We start from the raw sequence: 24,801 nt of genomic DNA on the forward strand, positions 1-24,801 counted from the left end.
ACAACAAGACAGCCAATCCAAGAGCGAGCATGTGCGCACTGCGGCAAGGTGTTTAAGCCAGCTTCGTCCGATGGCAAATACTGCTGCAGTGAATGCTGGTATGCGTCACGGAAGGCTGGGCGAATGGCGCCGTGCGAAGCGTGCGGCAAGCCGTTTGAGCGGAAGTACAAGGCGCAGCGCGCGTGCAGTTACGAGTGCGGCAACCGGCTGAAGGAGGCCAATCGGGCCTGCACCTGCAAGCAGTGCGGCGCAGCCTTCATCCGGCCGCACGGCAAGCAGCAGATGTACTGCTCGCGCCGATGTTCGATGTTGGCGCGTGGTGGCGGCAAGGCGAACGGGCCTTATCGGCACCCGGAAGGGCACGAACTGCGGCATTCCTCCGGCTACGTTCAGCAGAAGGTTGGTGGCAAATGGATCATGCAGCACCGCTTGGTCATGGAGCAGGTCTTGGGGCGCCCGCTGCTACCAACCGAGCGCGTCCATCACAAGAACGGCCAGCGCGACGACAACCGCCCGGAGAACCTGGAGCTGTGGACAGGCGTTGGCAGCAGCAAGAAAGACCCGCATGGGGTGCGCGTGGTGGACAAAGTGCTGGACATGATTGAATCCCTGACCGCGGATGAGCGTGCCAGGGTGTTGCAAAAGCTGAAGGAGATTAAACCATGAGCGAACCGACTCAACCCTGCGCTGATTGCGGTCCCCCCATGCCGGGCGTGAAGCCGCCGCCGATCGTGCTCGATGTGTCGGGCATTTTCGGCACGAAGTTCGCCGAGAAGGCGCGCAACATCAGCCCGCACAGGCTTTCCGGTCTTCCGCCGTTCCAGATGTTCTGTGCCGAGCGCGGCATCGACTCGAAGGTGATGATCCAGATTCCCGGCGCCGTCGACGAATACTGCAACTGGCATCAGCAGAAGGGGCTGTGGCCCAAGGAGACGCCGTTCGGGGAGCTGGTCGATGGCTAAGGCTCAGGGAAAGCTGACCCCGGCGATCAGCGACGCCGCGGTGATGCACGCGAGCATGAAGTCCATCCGCGACTACCTGGTGAGCGTAGGGCTGGCTCAGCTTGCGGTGTCCGGCGGCTACGACGTGAGTGGCAGCTCCTCGCAGGTGCCGACGGCTTCCGGCGGGGTGTCGGCGTGGATGGCGTTTGCCTTCACCGACGCCGACCAGGCCGCTTTCCCCATCGTCATCGTGATCCGCATCGGGCGCTGGACGCTCAACGGCTACAGTGTCTACGGCTACCAGTACGGGGTGGCGGATGGCATTCAGGACGGGACCACCCTGATCGGGCGATCGTCGTTGAGCTCTACCCCCGCCAGCGGCGGAACGGCCTACCACCAGTGGTATATCAACGTCGCCGGCAACCTGGGCGACTTCGTGCGCTACAGCGGCGACACACTGACCCTGCTGGTCTGCCACAAGTACCGCAACGTCAGCGGCCCCCTGTTTCACTCCGGCATCGTGATGCACGTGGAGCGCATGCGCCGCAAGGATGGCAGTGTGGAGAGCGGCTGGGCCTGCATCCTCGATCGCGATAACTACTCTGCGAACTCTGGTACCACCAACCTCACCGTCGAGTTCACCGAAGGCACCGGCGTCTACACCGATGCGGCCCTGTCGAACCGCATCGCCGGCCCTCGATCGGCTTACGACGGCGGTGTGCCAGTCGTGGCGCCGATCTGCTACGTCTCCGAGCTTGACCAGGCCGCCGTCCCGTTCCGCAAGGCGTTCAGTATCGCCGCCGCGGTCGTCACCAATGGCGGGTTCATCCGGCTGGACTTCTCCGGGGAGGAGAAACCCTACCTGGCCTTCGCCGGCATGAAGCAGCACATCGCCGGTAGCCCGACCTATGGAGTGATTTTCGAGTGGGAGTAGACCTGCAGTCGACCGCCCAGGCTGTCGTGCAGTGGCGCATCCCCGGGCGCATCAGCTTGCCGGCACAGCCGCGCTCGCTGTTCCTGCACGCCGGCACCGGCTACCTGGCCGGCGACTGGCCGGACGGCGCGGCGACGGTCGACGGCCAGCCGGTGCCGGCACAGGTGCGCGTGCTGCTGCGCAGCTCTGACCCGGCCATTGACGGCCTGCTGGTGGCCGAGGTGCAGGCGGCGCCGGACGGCACCTGGCGCGTCGAGGGCCTGCGCCCCGGCCTGCGCTACGACGTGGTGGGTCGCTTCGGCGGGCATAACGACACCATCATGGCCGACGTGACCCCCGCGCAATGACCGCGCCCTACAGCCCCCCCGAAGGCAACAAGGTCGCCCTGGGGTTCGAGGACAGCGCCTACGCGCCGCCGCCTGGCAACAAAGTCAGGCTGGAGTTCGTCAGGGCGGCGGGCGGGGGCGGCGAAAGCCAGTATGTGGTGATCCCCGGAATCGCCGCGGATGGCTACGGCCAGCTCCTGATCCGCCTGCAGTGGCGCCTGCTGGCGCCGGCAGGTTTCGCAGCTTCCGCCTGCGGTGCTCCGCTCGTCTTCAACTACACCCAGTACCTGCTGCCGCGCGGCCCGTTGACCAGCCTGCTGCCCGATGCGCGGGTCTACAACTTCGTCCAGTACATCGGGCAGGCCGGCAACCTGCCCAGCAAGACGCAGTGGGGAAAGCCGACCGCCTACAACCGCAACCGCATCGTATCGCTCAAGGACCAAGGATTTGCCGCCGACGCCTACGGCCCGCCGTACATGGCCGGTGGGCTGCTCAAGGTCACGGTAGGGGGCATTGCCGCGCCGGCCTGGGCAAGCGTCGACCACTGGACCAGCCACTCGCCGCGCCTGATCGAGCACGGCGGCTACTACGCCACGCGCATCGGCGTGCAGATGGTTGGCAGCAGCCGCAACATCTGGCCCAGCGGTTTCGAGGCGACCGCCTGGGGCACGCGCATCGTCCCGCCGTCGAGGACGCTGGCGCCCATCGGCTTCATGGTCGACCCCGGCACGCCCACGGTCATCAACCGCAACCGGCGCATTCTGGTGCCGAGCACCCTGACCAACGGCGACCTGGCCCTGCGCTGGGGGACGGCGCGGCTCGTCAACCTGCGCCAGTACATCAGCAATGCCCCCCTGCATGAGTCGGGCGACTCACTGGACGGCGAGAAGTGGTCGCGCTGGACCAAGGTGGAGAACCGGGACAGGTACATCGCCCACCACTCGGTCGCGCCGTCGACCGATCAGGTGATGCGTCCGACCATCCTGAACAAGGCGGTGCCGCTGTATCCGGCGGGCATCCCCAGCGCCGACCCGGCGCCGTGGCAGAAGTCCGGCCAGGTGGCGCCGGCCATCCGGGCGTTCTTCATGGATGGCATCGAGGCGCCCGGCATCGGTCGTTGGCATGCCGTGGGCATGTACCGCCCGGAGCCGATGGCGCCCACCGGAATCCCGGCCCCTTCGATACCGCGGCCGGCGCTGGAGAACACCCGGCGCAGCTTCCCGCTCGACAGCGGTTTCGATGGCGCGAGCCTGGGCGAGCCCTTCGTCGCCTACCTCATTCGGGAGATCCTCTGCGAGGACGAGCGCTACGGCATCGCACCGCCCTACATTCGCATGCCGGACGTGCAGCACTACACCCGCTACATCGCGCCCAAGCCGGCCGAGTCCGGCTGGATCGGCTGGCATGATCTGGTGATCTACCGTGCCACCTTCACGCCGCGCTGGTCCGCCGAGCCGCAGTGGGGGTGGCCGGCACTCAAGAACCTGACCCCGGAGGTGCCGATCTTCGGCCACGACAGCGCGGAGTTCGGTGCCCCCTTCGTGCGCCTGGAGTGGCGGCCCGTCACCGCGGCCGGCGGGAGTCCGATGCAGGCCATGGGCAGGCCACACATCGCCGACCGGCGCCGCTGGATCGCTCCGCCGGGCGTCAACTACCTGCGCCTGGGCGACAGGGTGAAGGTCGACCTGGTCGGCGGCTACACGCCGCCCGCCGTGAAGCGCGTGCTGCCAACCGGCCTGCAGGCGGGCACGTTCCCCTCGCCGGTGGTGGGCAGCAAGAGCGTCACCGGCGCCGGCGGCATTGCAGCGCCCTATGCCGACGCCCCGCAGGTGCGCCTGATGGGGGCCATCGTCCAGTCGATCCTCAAGGAGGACTCGTTCGGCTGGCCGTTGGTGTGGGAGCCGTTCAAGAAGCAGTTCATCGCGCCGGGCGGCATCGCGCTGTCGGACCAGCGCTATGGAAAGCCGCGGGTGACGCCGCACACGGTCTATGCGGTGCTGGAGGCGCCAGTGCAGGCGATGGCGAACCATCCGACGGGAACGCTGCACCCGGTCAGCGATGGCGCGAAGTACGGACGCCCTGACGTGCAGCACCGGCATCGGTGGCTTCGCCCCGCAACGGGTGGCGACCAGGCCGGCGCCGGCCGCCCGACCGTCTACAACATGAAGCAGCACGTCCGCTGCCAGGGCTTCCGGGCCTTCCGGGCCGGCTACCAGTGGCTGCTCGGCGGTATCAGCGTGCTGGAGCAGTACCTGTCCGACGAGTTCATGGTGATCGGCCATCCACGGGTGGGCGACCCGAACGCCGAGATCCCTGACAACACGATCAAGCCGCACGGGTTCAACGCGCACAATCCGCACCCGCCGGGGTTCGATCAGCTCAAGATGGAGGTCATGCACTTCCACCGCGAGCTGCCGCTGCAGGGCTGGGACAGCCTGGCGATGGGCAGTTCCCGTCCCGGCTCGCTGCTCTACCCGCAGAGCCTGGACGTGGGGCCGCGCCGGGCCAGCCGGCAGCGGGGCGACGATCTGGCGCTGTACGGCACGCCCTGGGTGTCCTTCGCGGTGCGCGACCTGTGGGTGCCGGGCACCGACTTCTTCATCAGCGAGTACGATCCGCAGCGCTTCGACTGGCGCATGCGGGTGCGTCTGCGGAGCATCCCGCCGGCCTTTGAAGCGCAGCCGCAGGTGATCGCCGCCATCGGCGTGGAGCCTGGCACGGGCTTCGGCGGCGCGGAGGCGTGGCTGTGGCACCAGTTCATCCGGCCGGATGGCAACGCCGATCAGTTCAGAAAGGGGGGCTTGTAATGGACATTCGCCTGATGCCGTTCGCCGGCATCGACAACGTGAGCGACGACACAGCGCTGAGGCGCGGCGGCGAGGTGCCCGCCGTGTTCGCCCGCGATGCCGTCAACCTGGATGCGACCAGCGACGGCGGGCTACGGCTGCGGCCCGGCCTGCGCAAGGTGTCGGCATCCCGGCTGCGCGACCTGTGGCACAGCCCGCTGCACGGTGACACCTTCGCCCGCGACGAGGGCGGCTACCTGGTGCGGGTGGACCGCGCCGACTGGTCGACCGAGCGGCTCGGCTACGTCGGCGATGGCGAGCTGGCCTATATGGAGCAGGGCATGCAGGTGCTGGTGTCGGGGGCCGAGGGACTTTTCCGCTTCGACGGCGCCAGTCTGGCGCCGTTGTCGCTGCCGGTGCCGCCGGCGCCGATGGTGTCGCTGGGCGACGACGGGTCGCTGCCGGCCGGGCGCTACTCGCTGGCCGTCAGCTGGTCGCGTGGCGGGCTCGAGTCGCCGCTGAGCGCGCTGGCAGCGGTGGAGGTACCGGCCGGGCGCGGCCTGACCGTCACCCTGCCGATGTGCTTCGATGCCAGCGTGGCACAGGTGACGCTGTACTGCAGCGAGCCCAACGGCGGACGCCTGCAGCGCCTGAACAGCTACCCGATCAGCACCAGCCTGGTGGCCGTTCCGGCGCTGGGCGCCCTGGGCGCGGAGCCGCGCTTTGCGCACATGGAGCCGATGCCAGGCGGGCGCTATCTGGCGCACTGGCAGGGGCGGCTGCTGACTGCACGCCGCAACGTGCTGCGCTTCTCCGAGCCGATGGCCTACCACGTCCACGATCCACGGCATGGCTTCGTCCAGCTGCCGCAGCGCATCACCTTCGTGGCGCCGGTCGACGGCGGGGTCTGGATCGGCCAGGTGGACCATGTGGCGTTCCTGCGCGGGGTCGACCTGCGCGAGCTGAACCTGGAACGGCGCCGGACGGCCGCCCCGGTGCCTGGCAGCGCCCTGCTGGTTGACTCCAACGTGCTCGGCGACCAGGCCGGCGGGCGCGCTGGCGCGGCGTGGCTGGCGGCCAATGGCCACGTCCTCGGCACTGCCGACGGCGCCGTGATCGAGCCCCGCGCGCGGCAGGTGGCCGGCATACATGGCGCGGCTGGGCAGACCGTCGCCATCGGGAGTAAGCTATTGAGCATCGTTCGATAGCGCTGCCATCGGCAGCAATCCGGCGCGCAAGAGTGCGCCTTTTGGCTCAATCCAAGAGGCACACCCATGACCGCGAATCTCCGGCGCGAACTCGCGCACGCCATCCACCGCGAACGCTATGACCTGACCGATGCAGGCATCTACTTCCCGCGCCAGGGCGTGTTGGCGTCCGGCGAATACTTCGGCCGCGTCAACGGCGGGGCCTGGGAGAAGGAAGGCGACAACCTGATCGTCACCGAGGGCCTGGCGCACATGCTTAACGTCGCCCTCGGCGCCAAGGCCAAGGTCGCCAGCTATCACCTCGCCCTGTTCTCCGGCGCGGCAGCACCGGCGAGCAACTGGACGGCCGCCAGCTTCGCCGCGGCGGCTGGCGAGATCGTCAGCCAGTCCGAGGGCTTCACCAGCGCTGTGCGTCCGACCTGGACCCCCGCCGAGACGGCCACCGGCTCCATCGACAACGTGGCCAGCGCGGCTACCGTTACCATCGCCACCGCCAGCGAGCTGAACGTCACTGGCTGTGCGCTGCTGACCAGCTCGGTGCGAGGCGGCACGACTGGCGTGCTGGTGTCGGCCTCGAAGTACGCCGCGGCGCGCAAGTTCCAGAACGGCGACACCTACGAAATCGGCTATCGCCTGTCGCTGACGGTGTAAGCCATGCACGAGCCGCTGCCGCACGGTCGCGCCGTGCAGGGGGCCGCATCGTTTGAGGACGAGGCGGCGGCGAACCTGCTGATGCGGCGCCTCGCCAACCTGCGTGCCGTCTACGGGGTGGACAGTCTCAAGCTGGTCCGCGACTTGCCGGGCGGCGGCAAGGTGGTGGCCGTCGACGCCGGCGGCATCCGGCGCACCCTGATCTTCAAGCCGGGCGCGCAGAGCGCCGAACTGCCCGAACCGCCGGATGGCAGCCTCGGCTTGCCGATGCTGTTCTCCGGGGGAGCGGTGAAGGGCGTCACGGAGGCTGGCGGCAAGATCGAGCTTGCGCTGACCCGCACCTGCCGGCGGCGGCTGGCCGGCTACCGGGTCGGGGCGTCGACCAGCCAGGCCGGTGGCCAGGGAACCGGGGCGATCCGCTTCGGCAGCGATGCGGTGCCGGAACGGGTCGAACTGGCCCGCTTCGTCGTGCCCTATGGGCCGGGTTCGGCGCACCTGGCGCCGATGCAGCCCACGCCGGGGAGCATCTACACGCAGTACCACCAGCAGTACCCGACGTGGTACTCCGGGGCCATGGCGGCGGTGGTGCAGACGGTGGCCGGCTACGGGCTGCAGGGGCTGATGCTGAGCGGAGCGCCGGCCAGCGTGCCGGAGTATCTGGAGGTCGCCGAGCTGCGGGTGCCAGAGCCCTATCGCTCGCGCATCACCGAGGAGCTGCGCGGTGACGGCGCGCTGCCGGGCTACAAGGGGCGCCCGCCGGCCGATGGCGAGATCAAGTACGGGTTCGGCTGGGCCACCACGCACGCCGTCGGCTTCGACAGCGAGAGCAAGCCGTGGCTGCTGCAGGTCGGCCCCCTCGGCGTTCACGCCATGCCGCTGCCGGTGATCCCCGAGACGACGACTCGCGCTTTCCGCGAGTACATGGAGGAGGTCGGCGACGACGAGATCCTGCATCTGCTGGACCGCTTCGGCGGCATGCCCAGCGGAGAGCCGTTCCCGACCGGAGGCGACCTGCAGTGCTGGCTGCGAGCCGGGGCCGTCATCAAGCTCTGCGACACCGCCGACTTCTACAGCCATGTCGGCATGACCACGGCCGCCGGCTGGGCGTTCGCCGATCACGGCCAGGAGGCACACAACACCTGCCTGGAGCGGCATGCGACCCTCAACCGGGTGGACTGCCACACCTACAAGATGAAGCTGCGCCTGCAGGCCATCCAGGCCGCGGATCGGCCACCGGCCGATTGGGGCGGCGACACGGCGCGGGTCATGGAGTACCTGAGCACCCTGAAGGCCGCCCTGCGCGGCGAGCCGGGCCTGGCGGTGCGCTTCAAGCTCCAGCGGGTCGAGGCCACGCTGATCCATGCCCGTGCCATGGCCTTCGCGCCCGAGCGCATGGTGGCCGAGGTCGACTATTGGGACCAGCTGGAGCTGCCGCCGCTTGCCGGCCATTCCGGCAGCGTGACCCGCACTGCCAGCGGCCCGGTCTGGCCGCACACGATCAAGTTTCCCGAGCCGATGCTGGATGCATGCATCAACCCGGACATCCGCAACATGCTCGATCCGGTACCGCCGGGCATCTACCACTACCCGGAGCGCTTCGACACGATCATCTGGACCTACTATGTCGGCAATCAGCTCAAGGTGGTGCGCCAGGCCCGCGACCGCCGCAGCTTCTACCAGCGCGGCGAGGACGACTACGAGGAGTGCATGATCGTCGGCTCCTGGGAGCGCACCACCTACGAGGGTTTGCAAAGCATCGCCGGCGAGTTCTACACGACCGACTTCGACTACCGGGAGGTGCTCGGCGGGAGGCGGACGCATGTGCGCACCGAGGGCCGCGACCTGGGCTACGACAGCAAGCCGCGCGCGCAGATACCGCAGTACAAGTATCTGTTCTACACCTACGGCGGCTCCCTCTGGCGGATTCGCTGGTATCTGCATGAGGTCACGACCCGGGTCGATACCGACCAGGCGCTGACGCTGGGTGGGTGCGTGCCTTTCCTGTCCCGCAACGGCCTGCTGTGGGCTCGCCACAAGACGTTCGGCCAGAAGCTCGAGAGCTACGGCAAGAGCGTCGGCGGGGTGATCGACCCCACGTCCTACCGCATCCACTCCTTCAAGAAGATGCTGGCGACCGGCGCGCAGGTGTCGAATCCGGCGGATCGGCGCAAGGACGACTACCACGACGTGGTGGAGGAACTCTACAACCCTGGCGCCTGTTCGGATTTCGCCGATAGCGGCGGCTGGGGCATGACCGGGCGGCAGACCGGGTACATCGACAGCCTGCTGAACAGCGCACCGGCCGACTGCGGCTGGGTGCCGCCGTTCGAGATCGGCGAGGTGTGGGGCGGTGGCTACTGCCCACGCCAGGATCTGCGCGGCTGGAGCACCAGCCAGTCCAACGGCTACGACTCGCGGCTCGAACTGTCGATGCTGGACGCCGCGCGACTGGTCAGCAGCAGCGGGATCTGGTCGCACTACGCCGACGCCTCGCCAGACGCGGGTGGCGGCCTGTTCCGCGTTGAGGCCACGCACAACTGCTGTGGCGATGCGGTTTTCCTGAAAGTCAGCGACGCCGGCGGCAAGTCCTGGGGCAACAGCCTTTTGTCTGGCGCGCGCCGCATGCCGTTCTTTATCGGGGTGATCAATGAGTGAGAACTATCGGGACGACACAGTAGAGGTTGCCGTCGCGGCCGACCAAGCCTACGGCGGTTTCTTCGGCCTGGTCGAGGAAGCCTGCCGGACCAGCGTGCTGGCGCTGGCCATCGGCATCGGCTCGCTGGCGTCTGCCAGCGCGCTGGCCCAGGACGAGGTGATCGGCCGTCACCTGCTGATCGCCGAGGAATCCGCGGCGGCTGCCGATCTGGCGACGGGCGCCATGCATACCCGCGGGCTGACGCTGGAGCAGGCGCGGGCTTCCGATGCCAGCGCGCACCGGCTGGGCGCCCTGCTGGAGGAGTCGGCGCAACTCGCCGATGCGCTGGTCTACCGGCAACCTGGCCTGCTGGTCGAGCAGGCCGTGGCCGGCGGCGATGCGCTGGGCACGCTGCGCGCGCAGATCCTGGTGGCCGAGCGCGCGGCGGCTGGCGATGCGCTGCCGCATGCCGTGCGTGAGCTGTTGGCCGAGTCCGCACAGGCCGACGATCTGCCGCTGGGACGGGCGCGGGCTGGCAGCCTCCTGCTGGAGCAGGCGCTGACCGCCGACGAGCTGCTGGGCAGCGCCGCAGCCAGCGCTGTTCCCGCGGAGCGCGCCCGTGCCACCGACGAGGCTTTCGGCGCGTTGCGCGCGGTCGGCCTGCTGGCCGAGGCGGCCGAGGTCGCCGACGAGGTGCTGGCGACGGTGATCGCCGGGCAGGCGTGGGTCAGCGAGGCGGACGGCTGGGCGCTGACCCGATACGCCCCCTTCGGATTCAGCAGCGCCACGGTGATCGACGGGGTGGTGTACCTGACGGCGCCGGATGGGGTGTATGCCCTGGACGGCAGCAATGAGCCGATCAGCGCCCGGCTGGAAACCGGGAAGATCGACTTCGGGCAGCAGTTGGCCAGGCCGCAGCATGCCTACCTGGCCTACGAGCTGGAGGGGCGTGCGAGCATCGAGGTGGCGCAGACGCAGGGCGGCCAGGCCACCGAGCGCTGGACCTACCACCTGCCGGACAAGCCGGCCAGCGTGCTGACCAGCGGCCGAGTCGACTTCGGCCGCGGCCTGCGTGGTCGGCATTTCGCCTTCACCCTGCGCCTGGAAGGCCAGCGCGCGCACATCAACGACCTGGCGCTGGTAGGGGTTTCCACCAGCCGGAGAGCATGACCATGAGCGAGAACGGACCTGCCAATGTCTACGCCCACGCGCAGCAGACCGTCGACGACCAGCGCGAGCGGATCAACCGGATCGGCGACGACTACCGGGACTATCTGACGGAAGCCCTGGATGAGCTGAAAGCCATCCGCCTGCCGGAGGTCGCGCAGGCGCCGACCATTGCCATGCCGGAGGCGCCCGAGCTGACCCTGCAGCTGGACCCGATCCCCAGCACCAGCCTGGAGGTCGGCGCGCTGCTGGACGTGCCGGCGTTTGCCGGTGTCGACGACCTGCTGCAGCACATCAGGGATCTGGATCTGTCGCTGGGCGACCTGCCGTCCGCCCCGCAGGCGCCGCTGCTGCATATCCCCGAGGCACCGGCAGAGGATGCCGTGGTGGCGCCGCCGCGGCCTGCGATCGACACGACGGTTGACCTGCCGGCGGCGCCGTCCACTGCGCTGCCGGAAATGGAGGCGCTGCTGGCCATCAACGTGCCGGCTTTCGAGTTCCCAGACCTGCCGACTTTCAACGGCACGTCGCCGGCGGTGGACTTCTCGGTGCCGGACAGCGTGCTGGTCAACTGGACGGAGCCCACCTACCGCTCGCAGGTGCTCGACGAGCTGCTGGCCGAGGTGCGCCGCATGATGGCCGGCGGCACCGGCCTGCCGCCCGCGGTGGAGCAGGCGCTGTTCGCCAGGGCGCGCGAGCGCGCGAGCGCCGATGTGGAGCGCGCCGTGCAGGATGCGTTCGCCGATTGGGCGGCGCGCGGCTTCGACATGCCGCCCGGCATGCTGGCCAAGCAGGTGTCGGTGGCGCGCGAGCAGGGGCAGCTGCGGGCTGCTGAGCTGAACCGCGAGATACTGATCGAGGCAACGAAGTGGGAGATCGACAACCTGCGGTTCGCCGTGCAGCAGGGCCTGGCTCTGGAAGGGCTGACCACCAACCTGTTCGAGAACTCGGTCAAGCGCCTGTACGAGGCGGCACGCTTCCACGCGGAAAGCCAGATCAGCCTGCTCAATGCCAGGGTGGCCGTGTTCAATGCCCGCAACGAGGCGTTTCGCTCGACGGTCGAGGTCTACCGGACCCAGCTGGAAGGCGTGCAGGCCAGGCTGCAAGCCTACCGAACAGCGGTGGACGCGCAGGCCGTGGTCGGGCAGATCAACGCGCAGAAGGTCGAGGTGTTCAAGGCTCGGCTGCAGGCGGTACAGGCGGACGTGGCCGTGTTTCAGGCCATGATGGATGGCGCCAAGCTCAAGAGTGAGGCGGCGCGGGTGCAGCTGGAAGCCTACCGCACCGATGTGCAGGCATACGCCGAGCGATTGCAGGCGCAGAAGGCCCGCTTCGACGCCTACGAGTCCAGGCTGCGAGGGGAGAGCGCCAAGGCCGACGTGTTCGAGGCGCAGACGCGCGCCTACGCGGAAACTGTGCGAGCCATCACCGCGAAGACCGACGCCCAGCGGGCTACCGCCCAGATCGCCACCGAGGCGGCGCGCGTGCAGCTGTCCGCCTACGAGGCCCAGCTGCGCGGCGTGGATCAGCGCAATCAGGTGACGTTCCGCCGTCTGGAAACCGATGCCGACGTTTTCCGCGCCCGGCTGTCGGCATGGGACTCGAAGGCGCGCGCCCAGCAGAGCGAGAGCGAGCTGCGCGCCCGGCATGTCGAGGCAACCCTGCGCACCAACCTGGCCTATGCCGAAACCAAGCTCAAGGAGTACCAGGTCAAGCTGGAGCGCTCGATGCAGGAAACGCAGATCGCGCTGGAGTCGGCCAAGGCGATGGGGCAGTACGGCGCGCAAATGGCGGCCGGCGCCCTGAGCGCTGTGAACATCGGTGCCAGCGTCAGCGCATCCGGCGGTGTTGATGAGAACTACAGCCGCACCACAACCACCACCTACAGCTACAAGTATGGCGACAGCGACTGATCTTGACCATGTGATAGCCTCCAGCCATGAACCAGCATGGAGGCTTCATATGGTCAGATTCGTTGTTCTCGGTTTTTGCCTGGCACCGCTGATGGTCAGTGCCCAGGTCTTCAAGTGCGTGGATGATGCTGGAGCCATAACTTTCTCCAACGTGCCATGCCCAGCAGAGGATGGTGCGGCCACCTTGATCAGGGTGGCGCCGGCCAACACTCTGTCCAGCGAGCCTTATCGCACGGCACCTGAAGATGCGCCGAGCAGAAGTGAAGATGCGCCGAGCAGAAGTAATGACTCAGGAGGGCGGGTCACTGTAGTCGGCGAGAGTAGCGATTACGAGGAGCGCATCCAGTTTCAGGTCAATAGCCTGCTTGGCCTGGCAGGCAGAGCGCAGCATCCGGGCGCAGCGAGCGCCTATCGTGCGGCGGCCAGGCTGGTCGGCTTCGCGCCGCGCACCCGGGCAGGGTTGATGGCTGCCCAGGATGCGGTTACCGCGGCCGATCGAGGTAATCCAGCAGGGGCCATGAATGCCGCCAAGATAGCGGCGGCCATGACGCCGGAAGGGCGGGCGTATCTGGATAGCAGACGCAACTCGTCGAGGGGCGATCAGGGCCAGCCCAGAGTTATCACCAGCTGCGACCCTGGAGGCTGTTGGGACAACCTGGGCGGACGCTACGCCGAGGGGGGCGGGGATACCTATGTTCCAACATCGGGTGGGCCAGCTTGCCAGAAGATCGGCGTCCAGATGATCTGCCCGTGACAGACTGACGGCGGCCTTGCCGCCACCGCCGAGTCACATAGCCTCGGGGCGACCCTCTACAGGAGCGCCCCATGGCTACCAGCGATCTTCCCGGCGAACTCGAACAGACCAAGCGGCGGCAGACCGGCGCCGCTCCCACCGCGCCCGCGCCGTCATCCGGTGGCCTGCCCTCGGCGCGCACGGCCGCTGCCCCGGTTGGCGTGATGCTTACCCCCGAGCAGATCAAGGCCAACTCCGACAAGGCCGCCTGGGATCGCTCACACCAGCGCACGGACGCATTCAAGCAGGACGTTGGCGGCCTGGCGGCTGGCATCCTCTCCGCGCCAATCAAGGGACTCGCCGCCGCTGGAGCTGCCGGCCTCAACTTCGCCCGCAACACCACCTTCGACAGCAATCTGCCCGACTACAGCACGCCCGCCAAGGAGGCGGCCAGGCCTGGCCCGACGCCACAGCAGCAGGCCGGTGGTATCGCGGCCTTCGACATGGCGCAGCGAGCCGTGGATGCGGGGCTGAAGCGTCCGATCAGCGGGGTCATGCGGCCAAGTGCCGGCCTGCACACCGTCGAGCCGTTGGCCAGCGTGGCGTCAGGCCAGGCCGGGCGCGCCAGTGGGACTGCCTCTGGTGGAGCGCCGGGCGGCCAGCCAACGCCTGTCAGCCCGGAACAGTCAGGCGGCCTGCCCGGCTGGAGCCGCACCGGCATCGGCGCCGGCCGCGCTGGCGGCGAGATCGTCGGACGCATGGGCGCCGATGGCGTCCCCGAGTTCAGCAACCGCGAGGCCGACATGAAGGGAGCGGGCCCGCAGCGCGCCATAGGCAGTGTCGGAGACGGGATCGGCGGCGGGCTGACCACGATTCGAGCGCAAGACCCGAGAATTGGCATGCGAATCGTGCATGGCAGCCAGAGCAGCCAGAGCAGCCAGAGCAGCCCAGGCGGCGTGCGCGTGACCGTGGTCGGCGGCGGCGACACCCGCATGGAGGAGGCCGCGGATCGGCGCCGGATGAGCATCGCCGGGCTGAGCCCGACGCAGCAGCAGGCGGCCTTACTGGCGAAGGCTGGCCAGCGGCTCAAGGCCGATGAGCTGGGCCTGCGCGGCGCGGAGCTCCGGCAGCGTGGCATCGACGCCGGCCTGGATCGCGGGCTGCGCGAGCGCGAGATGGCCGGTGCCGAGCAGCGCACTCGCTTGGAGCTCGAGGCCGGCGAACTGTCCCTGGCCCAGCAGCGCCAGGTGGCGGACCTCTATGCGCGTTACGAGCAGGCCGCCCCGGAGGAGCGCGGCGCGCTGGCCGAGCAGATTCGCACCCTCACCGGGAAGGAGGCACCGAACCGATTCACCGTAGTACCCGGCGGCCAGGAGTACGACGCAGCTGCCAATACCGTGGTCAACCGCCCGGCGCGCGTGCTCAACAACCAGACCGGACAGTTCATCGAGCAGAGCCCCGCAGGTGGCAGCACTCCTCAACTGCAGGCAGATCAGGCCCAAGCTCGCCGCATCATCGCCGCTGATCCAAGCAAGCGCGCCGAAGTCGAGCGCAGATTTCAAGAAGCATACGGCCGCGGGCTGGAGGGTTAAGGCATGGGGCTGTTCGACGATATGGAGCCGCAGGGCTCGCAGGCCTCCAGCGGCCTGTTCGATGATCTGGAAGCACCCAGGCGCAACACCGGCCTGGCCGGCGACCTCGGCACCGACCTGAAGCGCGGCGTACAACAGCTGCCCGGCATCGTCACCGGGCTGCTGGACATTCCCGTGGCAGCCGTCACCGGGCGGCGCATGGTGTCCGAGGGTTACGACGAGATCGGCAAGCTGACCGGCTTCCAGCCCTCGAAGTGGGCCGAGGAAGCTCGCCAGGAATACAGCCCGCAGCGGCAGACGGCGCAGGCGGAAATCGACCAGGTGTGGGAGGACGGCACGGCGACCGAGATTGCCGGCGCCTACATGAGCAACCCCGGCTATGTTGCTGGCAAGGTGGTTGAGTCGCTGCCGCAGATGGCGGCGGGCGGCCTCGCTGGCCGTGCCGTGCTCGGTGCGGCGCGGGGCGCTGGCCTTCTGGCGGCTCCGGCCACTGCGGGGCAGGCAGCACGGCAGGCAGCGCTCGGCGCCGGTATCGGCGAGGGCGCGGTGATCGCCGGCGGCACCATGGAGCAAATCGACGACAGCGTGAACGCGCGCCGCGCGGCGGCTGCCTCACTTGGCGCTGGTGTGATCGGCGGCGCATTGGGCGGCATTGGCTCGCGGGTGGCGCAGCGTGCTGGCCTGATCGACGCCGAGGGTGCTCTGGCCGGCGGCATCCAGCGTTCGGCCAGCGAGGCGCCAGGGCTGGCCCGCCGCATGACTGGCGGGGCCATCACCGAGGGCCTGCTGGAGGAGCTGCCGCAGTCCGTGCAGGAGCAGATGTGGCAGAACTGGGCCGAGCAGAATCCGCTGATGGAAGGGGCGGCGCGCGCGGGTGTCGAGGGGGCGCTGGCTGGTTCGGCGCTGGGCGCCGGGATCAACGTGATCCCGCGTGGGCAGTCCACTGCGCAGACCGATCAGTCCGCAGAAGGGACCGCCCCCGAAGAGCAGCCGGGCACCGCCGGCCCCGACCTGATCCAGCCAACCCCGAGTGCCGAGAACCCCGCGCCGGCTCCGGTCGAACGTCCCGACCCGGCCAACGGCCCGCTGTCGGCCGCGGCGAGCATGTTGCCGTCGGCTGCCCCGGTGCTTGACGCTGCACGCATCGACCAGCAGCAGGCACCGCAGGAGTCGCCGGTCAGCCCTGAGGAAGCGCGCATCCGCGAGGCCATTGTCGACGTCGAGCGCCGTGCACGTCTGGGCGGCATGACGCCGGTGCTGGCGGCCGAGCGCGCGCGGTTGGGCGGCGAGCTGCTGGCCCTGCAGCAGCCGGCAGCCGAGCAGCAGGAGCGCCCGGCCATCGGCGACCAGCGAAGCGACTTCTACACCGCCGGCAACGGCTTCACCAGTCGCGAGCGCGACCCGTGGGTCAACCCGGCGAACAACCGCAGCAGCGACCCCTACGACCGCTTTCCGGGCATCGACCAGGTGCCGCCGCAGCCGCTGGAGGGCGAGCTGCTGAGTGATGTCCAGGGCGATCCGGCCGAACAGCCGGCGGGCCAGCGCGGCATCGGCGCCGACGTCCGGCCGCAGCTGATGCGCGAGGGCGAGCTGCTGGGCGGTGAGGTGGTGCCGCAGGGGCTGCGCGCCGGGCTTGGCCGCGGCGAGACCTTCGACGGCCAGAACCGTGCGATGCCGATACAGCCGGACACCCGCGGTGTGGCTGGCGCCGACGGCTCCAGTGTTCTCGAAGGCGAGTTGCTCGCCGGCGATATGCAGCCAGGCGCAACCCGGCAGGCCATCGGCGGCCGGGTCATCGAGGGAGAGCTGTCGCCCCGCGAGCAGCGCGCGCTGGGCACCACCTTCAAGAAGCGCGGCGCCGCCGAACTGGCCCGCAAGAGCCTGCCGGCGCCTGAGCGGTTCACCGTCGAGGAGCAGGGCGAGACCTTCGCCATCCGCCAATTGCCGCCGCCCGCGCCCAGCATTGCCGGACGGGAGATCGACAGCGAGTGGTCCGAGTTCGCACCGGAGTCCGGCACCCTGGCCATCCCGCGCGCCGAGATGCCGCAGATCAAGGCTGAGCACCGAGGGGCGATGGTGAATTTCCTCAACGCTCGGGGCATCCAGCATGAGGAGCAGAGCGTGCCGGCAGCCGAGCTGAAGCCCACGCAGGCCGAGTTTTCCCGTCAGAAGGTGGAACAGGCCAAGGGCTTCACCGGCGGAGACCGGGCCATCCTGGTCTCCAGCGATGGTCACGTGGTCGATGGCCACCACCAGTGGCTCGCCAAGCGCGAGGCGGGTGGCGAGGTGCGGGTGATCCGCCTCAAGGCGCCGATTCGCGACCTGCTGCCGATGGTGGCCGAGTTCCCCAGTTCTACCCAAGAGGCCGGCGCCCAGCCCATGACCATTGGCCGCCAGCCCAAGACGCCCCAGCGCGGCCAGCGTCGCAGTGTGGACCGCGACCGGGACAGCGTGGTGCAGGCGGCCATTCGCCTCGGCGGCATCACCAGCCAGTGGCGGCAGGACACTACCGGCGACACCAAGGGAAACAAGAACATCCCGGGCGTCGGCGCGCTGTGGAGCGACAAGACCGGCACCAGCCTCGACGACATGGCGTCGCTGCTGGACCAGCACGGCTACGTGCCGGCCGGCGAGATGGACAAGGATGGCGGCGTCTCCTGGCTGCAGGCCGCGATTCGCGACGAGCTGGGCGGGCGGGCGCACTACGCGCCGGATTCGGCCCGGCAGATCGAGCAGGCTGAACAGGAACTGCTGAACCGCTATGCTGAGGCCGTCGCCCGGGCCATCGACGAGCGCGAGGCCGAGTACGCCCGCATCGAGGCCGAGTACGGCCCGGATGCCGCGGCCGACGCGCGATCCTTTGACGAGGCGATGACCGCCCGCAGCGAACACCTTGATGGAGCCATTGAAGATGTCCGAGAGCAGCAAGAAACCGTCGTCGATGGAGAGCTTGCCACCGAAGCCGACGCCGCCCGCCGTGATGACGAGCTACGGCAGGCTGATGGCCGAGAAGGTCGCCCTGCAGGAGAAGATGTTGGAGAGACTTTCCAGCTCCAGCAGCAAACCGAAGCAGGACTAGCTGAGCAGGCTCGCCAGCAGCAGGCCCGTGAGCAGGCCGAGGCGGAGGCCCGGCGCAAGGTCGAGCAGAAGGCCCAGGCTGATGCTGAACTCAACGACTTCGCCCTGACCGGCAGCGACCGGCCGGCAGATGTGGGGGCGGCGCGCGGGCAGAGTGATCTGTTTGGCGCCCAGCCAGCGCGAAATGAGGCAGAGGCCCCTGCTGTCCAGCAGGTTCCTGCCGGCGAGGCGCGGCATCCCGATCAGGGGGCGCTGGTGGACGAGGCCGAGCCCGACAAGCCGAAGCGCCAGGCCAAGCCCGCCGTCGAGAAGATCGACGACACCGGCGACAGCCTGTACTGGAACCGCAAGAACCCCTGGCGCGGCGGCGGCCTGAAGTGGGAGCAGATCGCCGGAGAGAACGAGGCGCTGCGCGCGAAGCTGGTGACCAAGGCCCGCGTCTGGGCCAAGCCGGACTGGCAGGCCTACCTGGACGAGCTGCTGCCGAAGCTGCCCGAGCAGCAGCGCGATGCGGCCGTGCTGGTCGCGCGTCTCACCAAGCAGGTCTACGACGCCCTGCCGGCCGCGCCCAAGGATCGATCCGAGAAGGGGCTGCAGGCCTATATCGAGGTCATCGAGCGCGTGCGCAGCGCAGCCGAGGCGCTGCTGCAGGATGGCGAGCGCCACGTCGTGCTGCTGAACGGCCTGACCCGGCGCAGCGGCGACATCCTGTCGTTCGTCCGCCAGGCCGGCACGATGCCGATCTTCGATGCGGTATTCCCCGAGATCGCCGCTGGTGGCCGATTCCAGCGTGGCACGCCGGCCAATGACCGCGGGCAGGTGATCGGCAACAGGGCCATCAAGGCGATGCAGTGGAGCGTGGCCGATGCCGGCAAGGCGCTGAAGGACATCAAGGCCGGCTGGCCGGCATCGCAGGAGGCCTGGCAGAAGCAAGGCATGCGTGTGCTGGCGCGCGACACCCTGCGCGCAGCGGGCGTCGAGCAGCTGCGTGGCGTGCACGCGGCGATGATCTACGACGGCCGCAACCATCTGACCACCGTGCGTGACAGCGAAGGCGCTCGCCGGGAATTCGCCACTCAGGCCGAGGCCGAATCCGCCGCACAGGCCGAGCTGCAGAGCTGGGCGCCGTTCCTGCTGCTGGACAAGCGCAACCGGCTGGTCGGCGGCTTCGACAGCGAGGAGTTGGCCATCGAGGCTGCCCGGGCGAGCGTGAAGCGGGAGGTGAAGCCTACCGTTCGGGAAACGCCGCTGGCCGATGCCGAGATCCAGCGCGCCGGCAGCGAGCGCCGGCTGGCCGGACAGAACGTGACTGCCGACCAACTGCGCGACACCTTCGGCTTCCGCGGTGTGAACTTCGGCAAGTACGTGCCGCAGGGCGAGCGGCAGAGCCACCTGAACCGAGCCTTCGACGCGATGCACGACCTGGCCGAGGTGCTGGGCGTGCCACCACGCGCGATGAGTCTGAACGGCATGCTGGGCCTGGCATTTGGTGCCCAGGGCAACGGTGGCAAGGCGGCGGCCCACTTCGTCCCCGGGGTGAACGAGATCAACCTGACCCGCAACGCTGGCGCCGGCAGCCTGGCCCACGAGTGGGCGCACGCCCTGGATCACTACTTCGGTGTGCAGGGCGGCATGGCCAGCAAGGAGAAGCCCTACGCCAGCCACCTCGGGCCGCGTGGTGCCGCCGGCGAGCTGCGCAGCGAGATCCGCACGGCCATCGTCAACATCGGCGCCGCGACGCGCTCGATGGAAGAGACCGAGGAGCAGGTCCGCCAGCGGGCTGCCGAGCGCGTGGAGCATGCCCGCCAGCGGCAGGCAGCCTACCTCGAGCGCAACCGGGTGGCCGAGAAGGTCGCCGGCAATGCCGAGGCCGAGGCGGCCCTGGCGCGCATCATGGCTGGCGAGCAGAGCGAGTATGTCGAGTTGCCGAGCCGCAAGCGCAACAAGGATTACGTCCCGGCTGACGTGAAGACCGTGGCGGATGCCATCGGCTTCGATGCGGCGCAGACCATCGACATGCACGACACCGTGTCCAGCCTCAGCTTTGCGCTCGAAGACCAGCGCAAGCACTTCCAGAAGCGTCTGGTGCACACCAGTTTCTACAAGAGCAGCCAGGCACTGGACGGCAAGGGCAAGCCCTACTGGAGTACTCCCCACGAGATGTTCGCGCGGTCCTTCGAGGCCTTCGTGCTGGACCGACTGATGGAGCGGGGCGCCCAGAACGACTACCTGGTATCTCCGGTCAAGCGCGATCAGGGGGCGACCGACCCAGGCTATCCGTATCCCGCCGGGCTGGAGCGGGCGGCGATCAACCGCGCTTTCGACACCCTGATCGGTGCGATCGAGACTCGCGAGACCGAGGCCGGGGTTGGGCTGTACCGCTTGGGCGATGGCGCCGGTGTGAGTGCCGCCGAGGTTGCTGCTGCGCTGGCTGCTTCCCCCGAGCTGTCCGGCATTCAGGTGGTGCAGTCTTTCGAGGAACTGCCCCTGGCGGCCAGGATCCGTGCCAAGAGCGACGGTTTGTCGCCGGACGACATGCGGGGCGTGTTCCGCCCGGATGGCCAGTACCTGGTCGCCGACAACCTCGATAGCCTTGAGGATGCTGTGCATACCGCCGTGCACGAGATGGTCGGTCACCTGGGCGTCCGCGGCGTGCTGGGGAGCGAGCTGAATGGCACCCTCGAGCGCATCTACGCGAGCGAGGCAGCGACCGAAAAGGGCCGCCAGCGCATCGCCCAGATCCGCGAGGCCTATGCGGCGCCGCTGAGTCGCCGAAGCGAGGCCGAGCAGCGCCTGCTGATCGCCGAGGAGATCGTTGCCCATCTGGCCGAATCGGGCGACCGGCCGGGCGTGCTGCAGCGCTTCGTGTCGAAGGTCCGTGCCGTGCTGCGCCGGCTGTTTCCGCAGGTCCGCTGGACCTACAACGACATCCTGGGGCTGATCGAGCAGTCGCGGCAGTGGCTGCAGCGGGAAGCAGGGAAGGGGGAGAAGATCGATGGTTCACAGCGGTATTCCCGTCGCGGCTGGGATGAGGCGTTTCCTGATGTCGAACTCGCCCACCCGCTGAGCTTCCTGAACAACCACCCGGACTATGCCGCGGCGAAGGCCGGCGATGATGCCGCTGCGCTGCGCGTGGCCCGCGATGCGGTGACGCCGGAGTTCGTGGAGAGGGTGCGGGCGATGATCCCTGCAGGCAGCCGGCCGCGCATCGTGCCCGTACTTGCCCGGGAGGGGGCGGGCGACAACCGAATCCCGCTCGCCGCGGCGAAGGTGCTGGCCAAGCAACTGGGCCTGCAGGTGGACACTGCCCCGATTCAGGCGGAGAAGGTCGGGCGCACTCAGTCCAACGCTCTGGAGCGCATCGCCAATCAGCCGACCTTCGATGGCGAGGTCGCGGCTGGCGACTATCTGATCCTCGACGACACCCTGACCCAGGGCGGCACCCTGGCGCAACTGAAAACCCACATCGAAGACGATGGCGGCCGGGTGCTCGGCGCCGTTGCCTTGACCGGCAAGAACTACTCGCGGAAACTTTCTCTTGATCCCAGCACCCTGGCGGAAGTCCGTGGAAAATACGGCGACATTGAACCTTGGTGGCGTGAAGCCTTCGGCTACGGCTTCGAAGGCCTCACCCAGTCCGAAGCTCGAACCCTCCTCACGTTCGACAAAGGACGCCTATCGCCTGACGAAATCCGAGATCGACTCGCTTCGGCAAAGTTTCGAGGCCTCGGCCAGGTGGATGGACGAGCAACTGGCGATCGACCCGGAACTGAAGCACCTCTAGACACCGACGATACCCGCTACCGCCTGGCCACCGAGCCCGACACCCGCGATGCACTGCGCAAGCTGGGGCTGGCCGGCGAGGGGGCGGCGAGCCTGCTCGATCGCATCCGCAACCTGACCCAGGCTGACCTCAAGGGCATGCTCGGCGCCTGGGCCGCCCGCTCCCGGGAAGGGCTCTTCGATGGCCTCGATGGTATCCGACAGGCCGAGGAGGCGGTTGGCGTCACCGATGCCGACCAGCAGGGCTATGTCTCCGCGCGCCTGGCCAGCGGCATCGCTGACGTGATGCACGGCGTGCTGCACTACGGCGCGCCGGAGTGGCGCGAGGGCGTGGTGTCCTACAAGGCCGGCACCCGCGGCGTGCTGGAGATCCTCGGCGACCTCGGCCCGGGCAATCTCACCGCCTGGCTGGGATGGCTGGGCGGCAAGCGCGGGCAACTGCTCAAGGCACAGGGCCGGGAGAACAACCTGAGCGACGAGGACATCGCCCAGCTGCTGGCCATGGCCGACGGCAAGGAAGCGCTGTTCGAACGGGTGTACCGCGAGTATGCCCAGGTCAACGAGACGGTCCTGGACCTGGCCGAGCAGGCCGGGCTGATCGACCAGGACGCCCGTGCGAAGTGGCTGACCGACTACTACGTGCCGTTCTACCGCCAGCAGGAGGGCGACGAGGGGCTGTTCAGCGCGCCGCGCACCAAGCGCGGCCTGTCCCACCAGACGGCTGCCATCAAGGCACTCAAGGGCGGCAAGCTGCCGACCAACGACCTGCTGGCCAACATGCTGGCCGGCTGGACGAAGCGCATCGACGCGGCGATGAAGAACAAGGCGCTGCTGGAGGTGGTCGACAACCTCAAGGGCAGCGACTACCTGACCGACGAGAGCCCGCGCTACCAGCAGGTGCTGATCTCCCGCAGCCAGATCGCCGCGCAGATCCGCCAGGATCGCAAGGCCCTGCGCCTGGCCGCCCAACTGCTGGGGCTGGAGGACGGGGCCAACACCCTGAAGGTGCTCAACGAGCTGATGAAGCCGCAGAACGAGGGCTTCGAGAAGCTGTGGACGCGGGTGGCGCCGACCGACCCTGACATCATCCGCGTGCAGCGCGCCGGCAAGAACGAGTATTACCGGGTCAATGACGAGTCGCTGCTGCGCGGCCTGAAGTTCATGGCCGGCTCGAGCTTCAACGACCCGATCACCAAGATCGGCCGGACGTTCAAGCGCATCCTGACCACGGGCGTGACCGCCTCGCCGGACTTCATCCTGCGCAACTTCATCCGCGATGCGGCGCATGCCTGGATGATCAACAAGGACGGGTTCGTGCTCGGCAAGGACTCGATCAAGGGCATGCGCGATGCCCTGCGCGAGGACCAGGACTACCGCGACCTGATGTTCGCCGGCGGCAGCTTCCAGGGCGGCTACGTCCACGGCGCCGACCCGGAGGCCTCGGCGCAGATCATCCGTCGGGCGCTGGAGAAGAAGGGCTTCAGCCGCGAGCAGCAGGAAGCCTATCTGGGCAGCCTGGTGGACACGCCGGCGAAGGCCGCCGCAATGCTCAAGAAGGGATGGCAGAAGTACCGGGAGCTGGGCGACAAGGTCGAGAACGCCAACCGGCTGAGCACCTACAAGGCGGCACTCGCCGCCGGCAAGTCGAAGCGCCAGGCCTCGTTCGAGGCCAAGGACCTGATGGACTACAGCCTGCGCGGCAACTTCGCCGCGGCGCAGTGGTTCACCGACGTGGTGCCGTTCCTCAATGCGCGTCTGCAGGGGCTCTACAAGCTGGGCCGGGCGGTGAAGGGGGACAAGAGGCTGATCGCCCGCGAGGTGGCGATGAAGGGCGCCTACATCGCGCTGTTCTCCCTGCTGCTGGCCGGCCTCAACGATGACGACGAGCGCTACCAGGCCCTGCAGGACTGGGACAAGGACATGCACTGGCACATCTTCCTGGGCGAAGAGCACTTCCGCATCCCGAAGCCGTTCGAGCTGGGCCTGATCTTCGGCACGGTGCCGGAGCGCCTGCTGCATGCCCTGACCGGCAGCCAGGACGGCGAGGATCTGGCCAAGGCCGTCTCCCATGGCGTGTTCCAGACCCTGGCCTTCAACCCCGTGCCGCAGTTCTACCAGCCGATCCGCGAGCTGCAGGCGAACCGCAACTTCTTCCGCGACATGCCGATCGAGGACATGGCGGACGAGGGCAAGCTGCCCGAGGCGCGCTACGACGAGCGCACCAGCGCGCTGAGTCGCGCCCTGGGCCAGCTGACCGGGCCGGCCCTCGGCCTGTCGCCGAAGCAGCTCGACCACCTGGTGATGGGCTACACCGGCACGCTGGGCGGCTACGTGCTGGCGATGTCGAACCAGATCGCCGGCGCCTTCAGCGATGCGGCCCGGCCAGCCCTGAGCGCCGGCGACATTCCGGTGTTGAAGGTGCTGTACCAGGGCGATGCGGTGCGCTCGACCCAGTACCAGACCGAGTTCTACGACATGCTGCAGGAGGCCGAGCAGCTCCACCGCACCATCCGCAGCTACCGGGAGGAGGGGAAGCTGGAGCAGGCCGCTGTGCTGCTCGAGGCGAACCGGGACAAGCTGCGCCACCGGCCGGCGCTGGGGCTGGCGCGCAAGCAACTGGGCAACATCCGGCAGAAGATGGATCGGGTGTACCGCGACACCGGGATGGATGCCGCCGCCAAGCGCGCTCAGCTGGATGACCTGCAGCAGCAGGCGAACGGGGTCGCCGAGCGAATCACTCGACTGGCTGGGGCCGATTTCTAGAGAAAGACGTCGGCGATAGCGATCAGGGTGGTGATGGCCATGCCAAGGAGGGCGAGGCCGAAGAAGAGGCTGGATGCCTCATGGCGCTGGCCCGGCGTGGTGCTCAGGAAGAGCCAGATGCCGATGCCCAGCATCGCCATGCCTGCGAGCGGTTGGGGAACGACGGCAACCATGCCGAGCACCATGAGGATGGCGCTGCTGTAGACCCTGAGCATGGGGGATTCTCCTGCTGGCGATGCGATGGCTGGAGGAGGGTAGCCATGCAAGCAGCCGAGATGCCAGGCCCTGGCT

Annotated in this window: 14 protein-coding genes; 13 read left to right on the forward strand and 1 reads right to left on the reverse strand. The window is 68.6% G+C overall.

Going from position 1 to position 24,801, the window contains the following annotated elements; all coding sequences use genetic code 11:
• Nucleotides 1-123 precede the first annotated feature (123 nt).
• From E5198_RS21795 to E5198_RS00965, 13 genes are all read left to right on the forward strand, one after another.
• The gene (locus E5198_RS21795) at nucleotides 124-666 is read left to right on the forward strand and encodes an HNH endonuclease (protein ID WP_218569023.1); all 543 of its coding nucleotides are present in this window, start codon (nucleotides 124-126) and stop codon (nucleotides 664-666) included.
• Nucleotides 663-962 (forward strand): hypothetical protein, encoded by a 300-nt coding sequence (locus E5198_RS00910; protein ID WP_136488128.1) that lies wholly within the window; start codon nucleotides 663-665, stop codon nucleotides 960-962. The genes E5198_RS21795 and E5198_RS00910 overlap by 4 nt, the downstream gene beginning before the upstream one ends.
• Complete coding sequence (locus tag E5198_RS00915; RefSeq protein ID WP_136488129.1) at nucleotides 955-1,875, forward strand: hypothetical protein; 921 nt, start codon at nucleotides 955-957, stop codon at nucleotides 1,873-1,875. The genes E5198_RS00910 and E5198_RS00915 overlap by 8 nt, the downstream gene beginning before the upstream one ends.
• Nucleotides 1,866-2,222: a hypothetical protein gene (locus E5198_RS00920; RefSeq protein WP_136488130.1), complete on the forward strand. Its 357-nt coding sequence runs from the start codon at nucleotides 1,866-1,868 to the stop codon at nucleotides 2,220-2,222. The genes E5198_RS00915 and E5198_RS00920 overlap by 10 nt, the downstream gene beginning before the upstream one ends.
• Complete coding sequence (locus E5198_RS00925) at nucleotides 2,219-5,008, forward strand: hypothetical protein (protein WP_136488131.1); 2,790 nt, start codon at nucleotides 2,219-2,221, stop codon at nucleotides 5,006-5,008. The genes E5198_RS00920 and E5198_RS00925 overlap by 4 nt, the downstream gene beginning before the upstream one ends.
• Nucleotides 5,008-6,195 (forward strand): hypothetical protein, encoded by a 1,188-nt coding sequence (locus E5198_RS00930; RefSeq protein WP_136488132.1) that lies wholly within the window; start codon nucleotides 5,008-5,010, stop codon nucleotides 6,193-6,195. The genes E5198_RS00925 and E5198_RS00930 overlap by 1 nt, the downstream gene beginning before the upstream one ends.
• A gap of 66 nt (nucleotides 6,196-6,261) precedes the next feature.
• Complete coding sequence (locus E5198_RS00935; protein ID WP_136488133.1) at nucleotides 6,262-6,846, forward strand: hypothetical protein; 585 nt, start codon at nucleotides 6,262-6,264, stop codon at nucleotides 6,844-6,846.
• A 3-nt stretch (nucleotides 6,847-6,849) separates the two neighbouring features.
• Nucleotides 6,850-9,501, forward strand: coding sequence for a hypothetical protein (locus E5198_RS00940; protein WP_136488134.1), 2,652 nt, complete (start codon nucleotides 6,850-6,852; stop codon nucleotides 9,499-9,501).
• Nucleotides 9,494-10,651: a hypothetical protein gene (locus E5198_RS00945; RefSeq protein ID WP_136488135.1), complete on the forward strand. Its 1,158-nt coding sequence runs from the start codon at nucleotides 9,494-9,496 to the stop codon at nucleotides 10,649-10,651. Before E5198_RS00940 ends, E5198_RS00945 begins: the two co-directional genes overlap by 8 nt.
• 2 nt (nucleotides 10,652-10,653) lie before the next feature.
• Nucleotides 10,654-12,561 carry a hypothetical protein gene (locus tag E5198_RS00950; RefSeq protein ID WP_136488136.1) on the forward strand — a complete coding sequence of 636 codons (1,908 nt, stop codon included), beginning with the start codon at nucleotides 10,654-10,656 and terminating at the stop codon, nucleotides 12,559-12,561.
• 49 nt (nucleotides 12,562-12,610) lie between these two features.
• Entirely contained in the window at nucleotides 12,611-13,315 is a 705-nt protein-coding gene (locus E5198_RS00955) for a DUF4124 domain-containing protein (protein ID WP_168772453.1), read from the forward strand.
• Between the two features lie 71 nt (nucleotides 13,316-13,386).
• Complete coding sequence (locus E5198_RS00960; protein WP_136488138.1) at nucleotides 13,387-14,886, forward strand: hypothetical protein; 1,500 nt, start codon at nucleotides 13,387-13,389, stop codon at nucleotides 14,884-14,886.
• Between the two features lie 3 nt (nucleotides 14,887-14,889).
• Complete coding sequence (locus E5198_RS00965; RefSeq protein WP_136488139.1) at nucleotides 14,890-24,510, forward strand: LPD38 domain-containing protein; 9,621 nt, start codon at nucleotides 14,890-14,892, stop codon at nucleotides 24,508-24,510.
• Here the strand turns inward: E5198_RS00965 and E5198_RS00970 are convergent.
• Complete coding sequence (locus E5198_RS00970; protein ID WP_136488140.1) at nucleotides 24,507-24,725, reverse strand: hypothetical protein; 219 nt, start codon at nucleotides 24,723-24,725, stop codon at nucleotides 24,507-24,509. The genes E5198_RS00965 and E5198_RS00970 overlap by 4 nt on opposite strands.
• Between the last annotated feature and the right edge of the window lie 76 nt (nucleotides 24,726-24,801).

It is taken from the genome of Pseudomonas sp. A-1 (genome assembly GCF_004801855.1).
Lineage (GTDB): Bacteria > Pseudomonadota > Gammaproteobacteria > Pseudomonadales > Pseudomonadaceae > Geopseudomonas.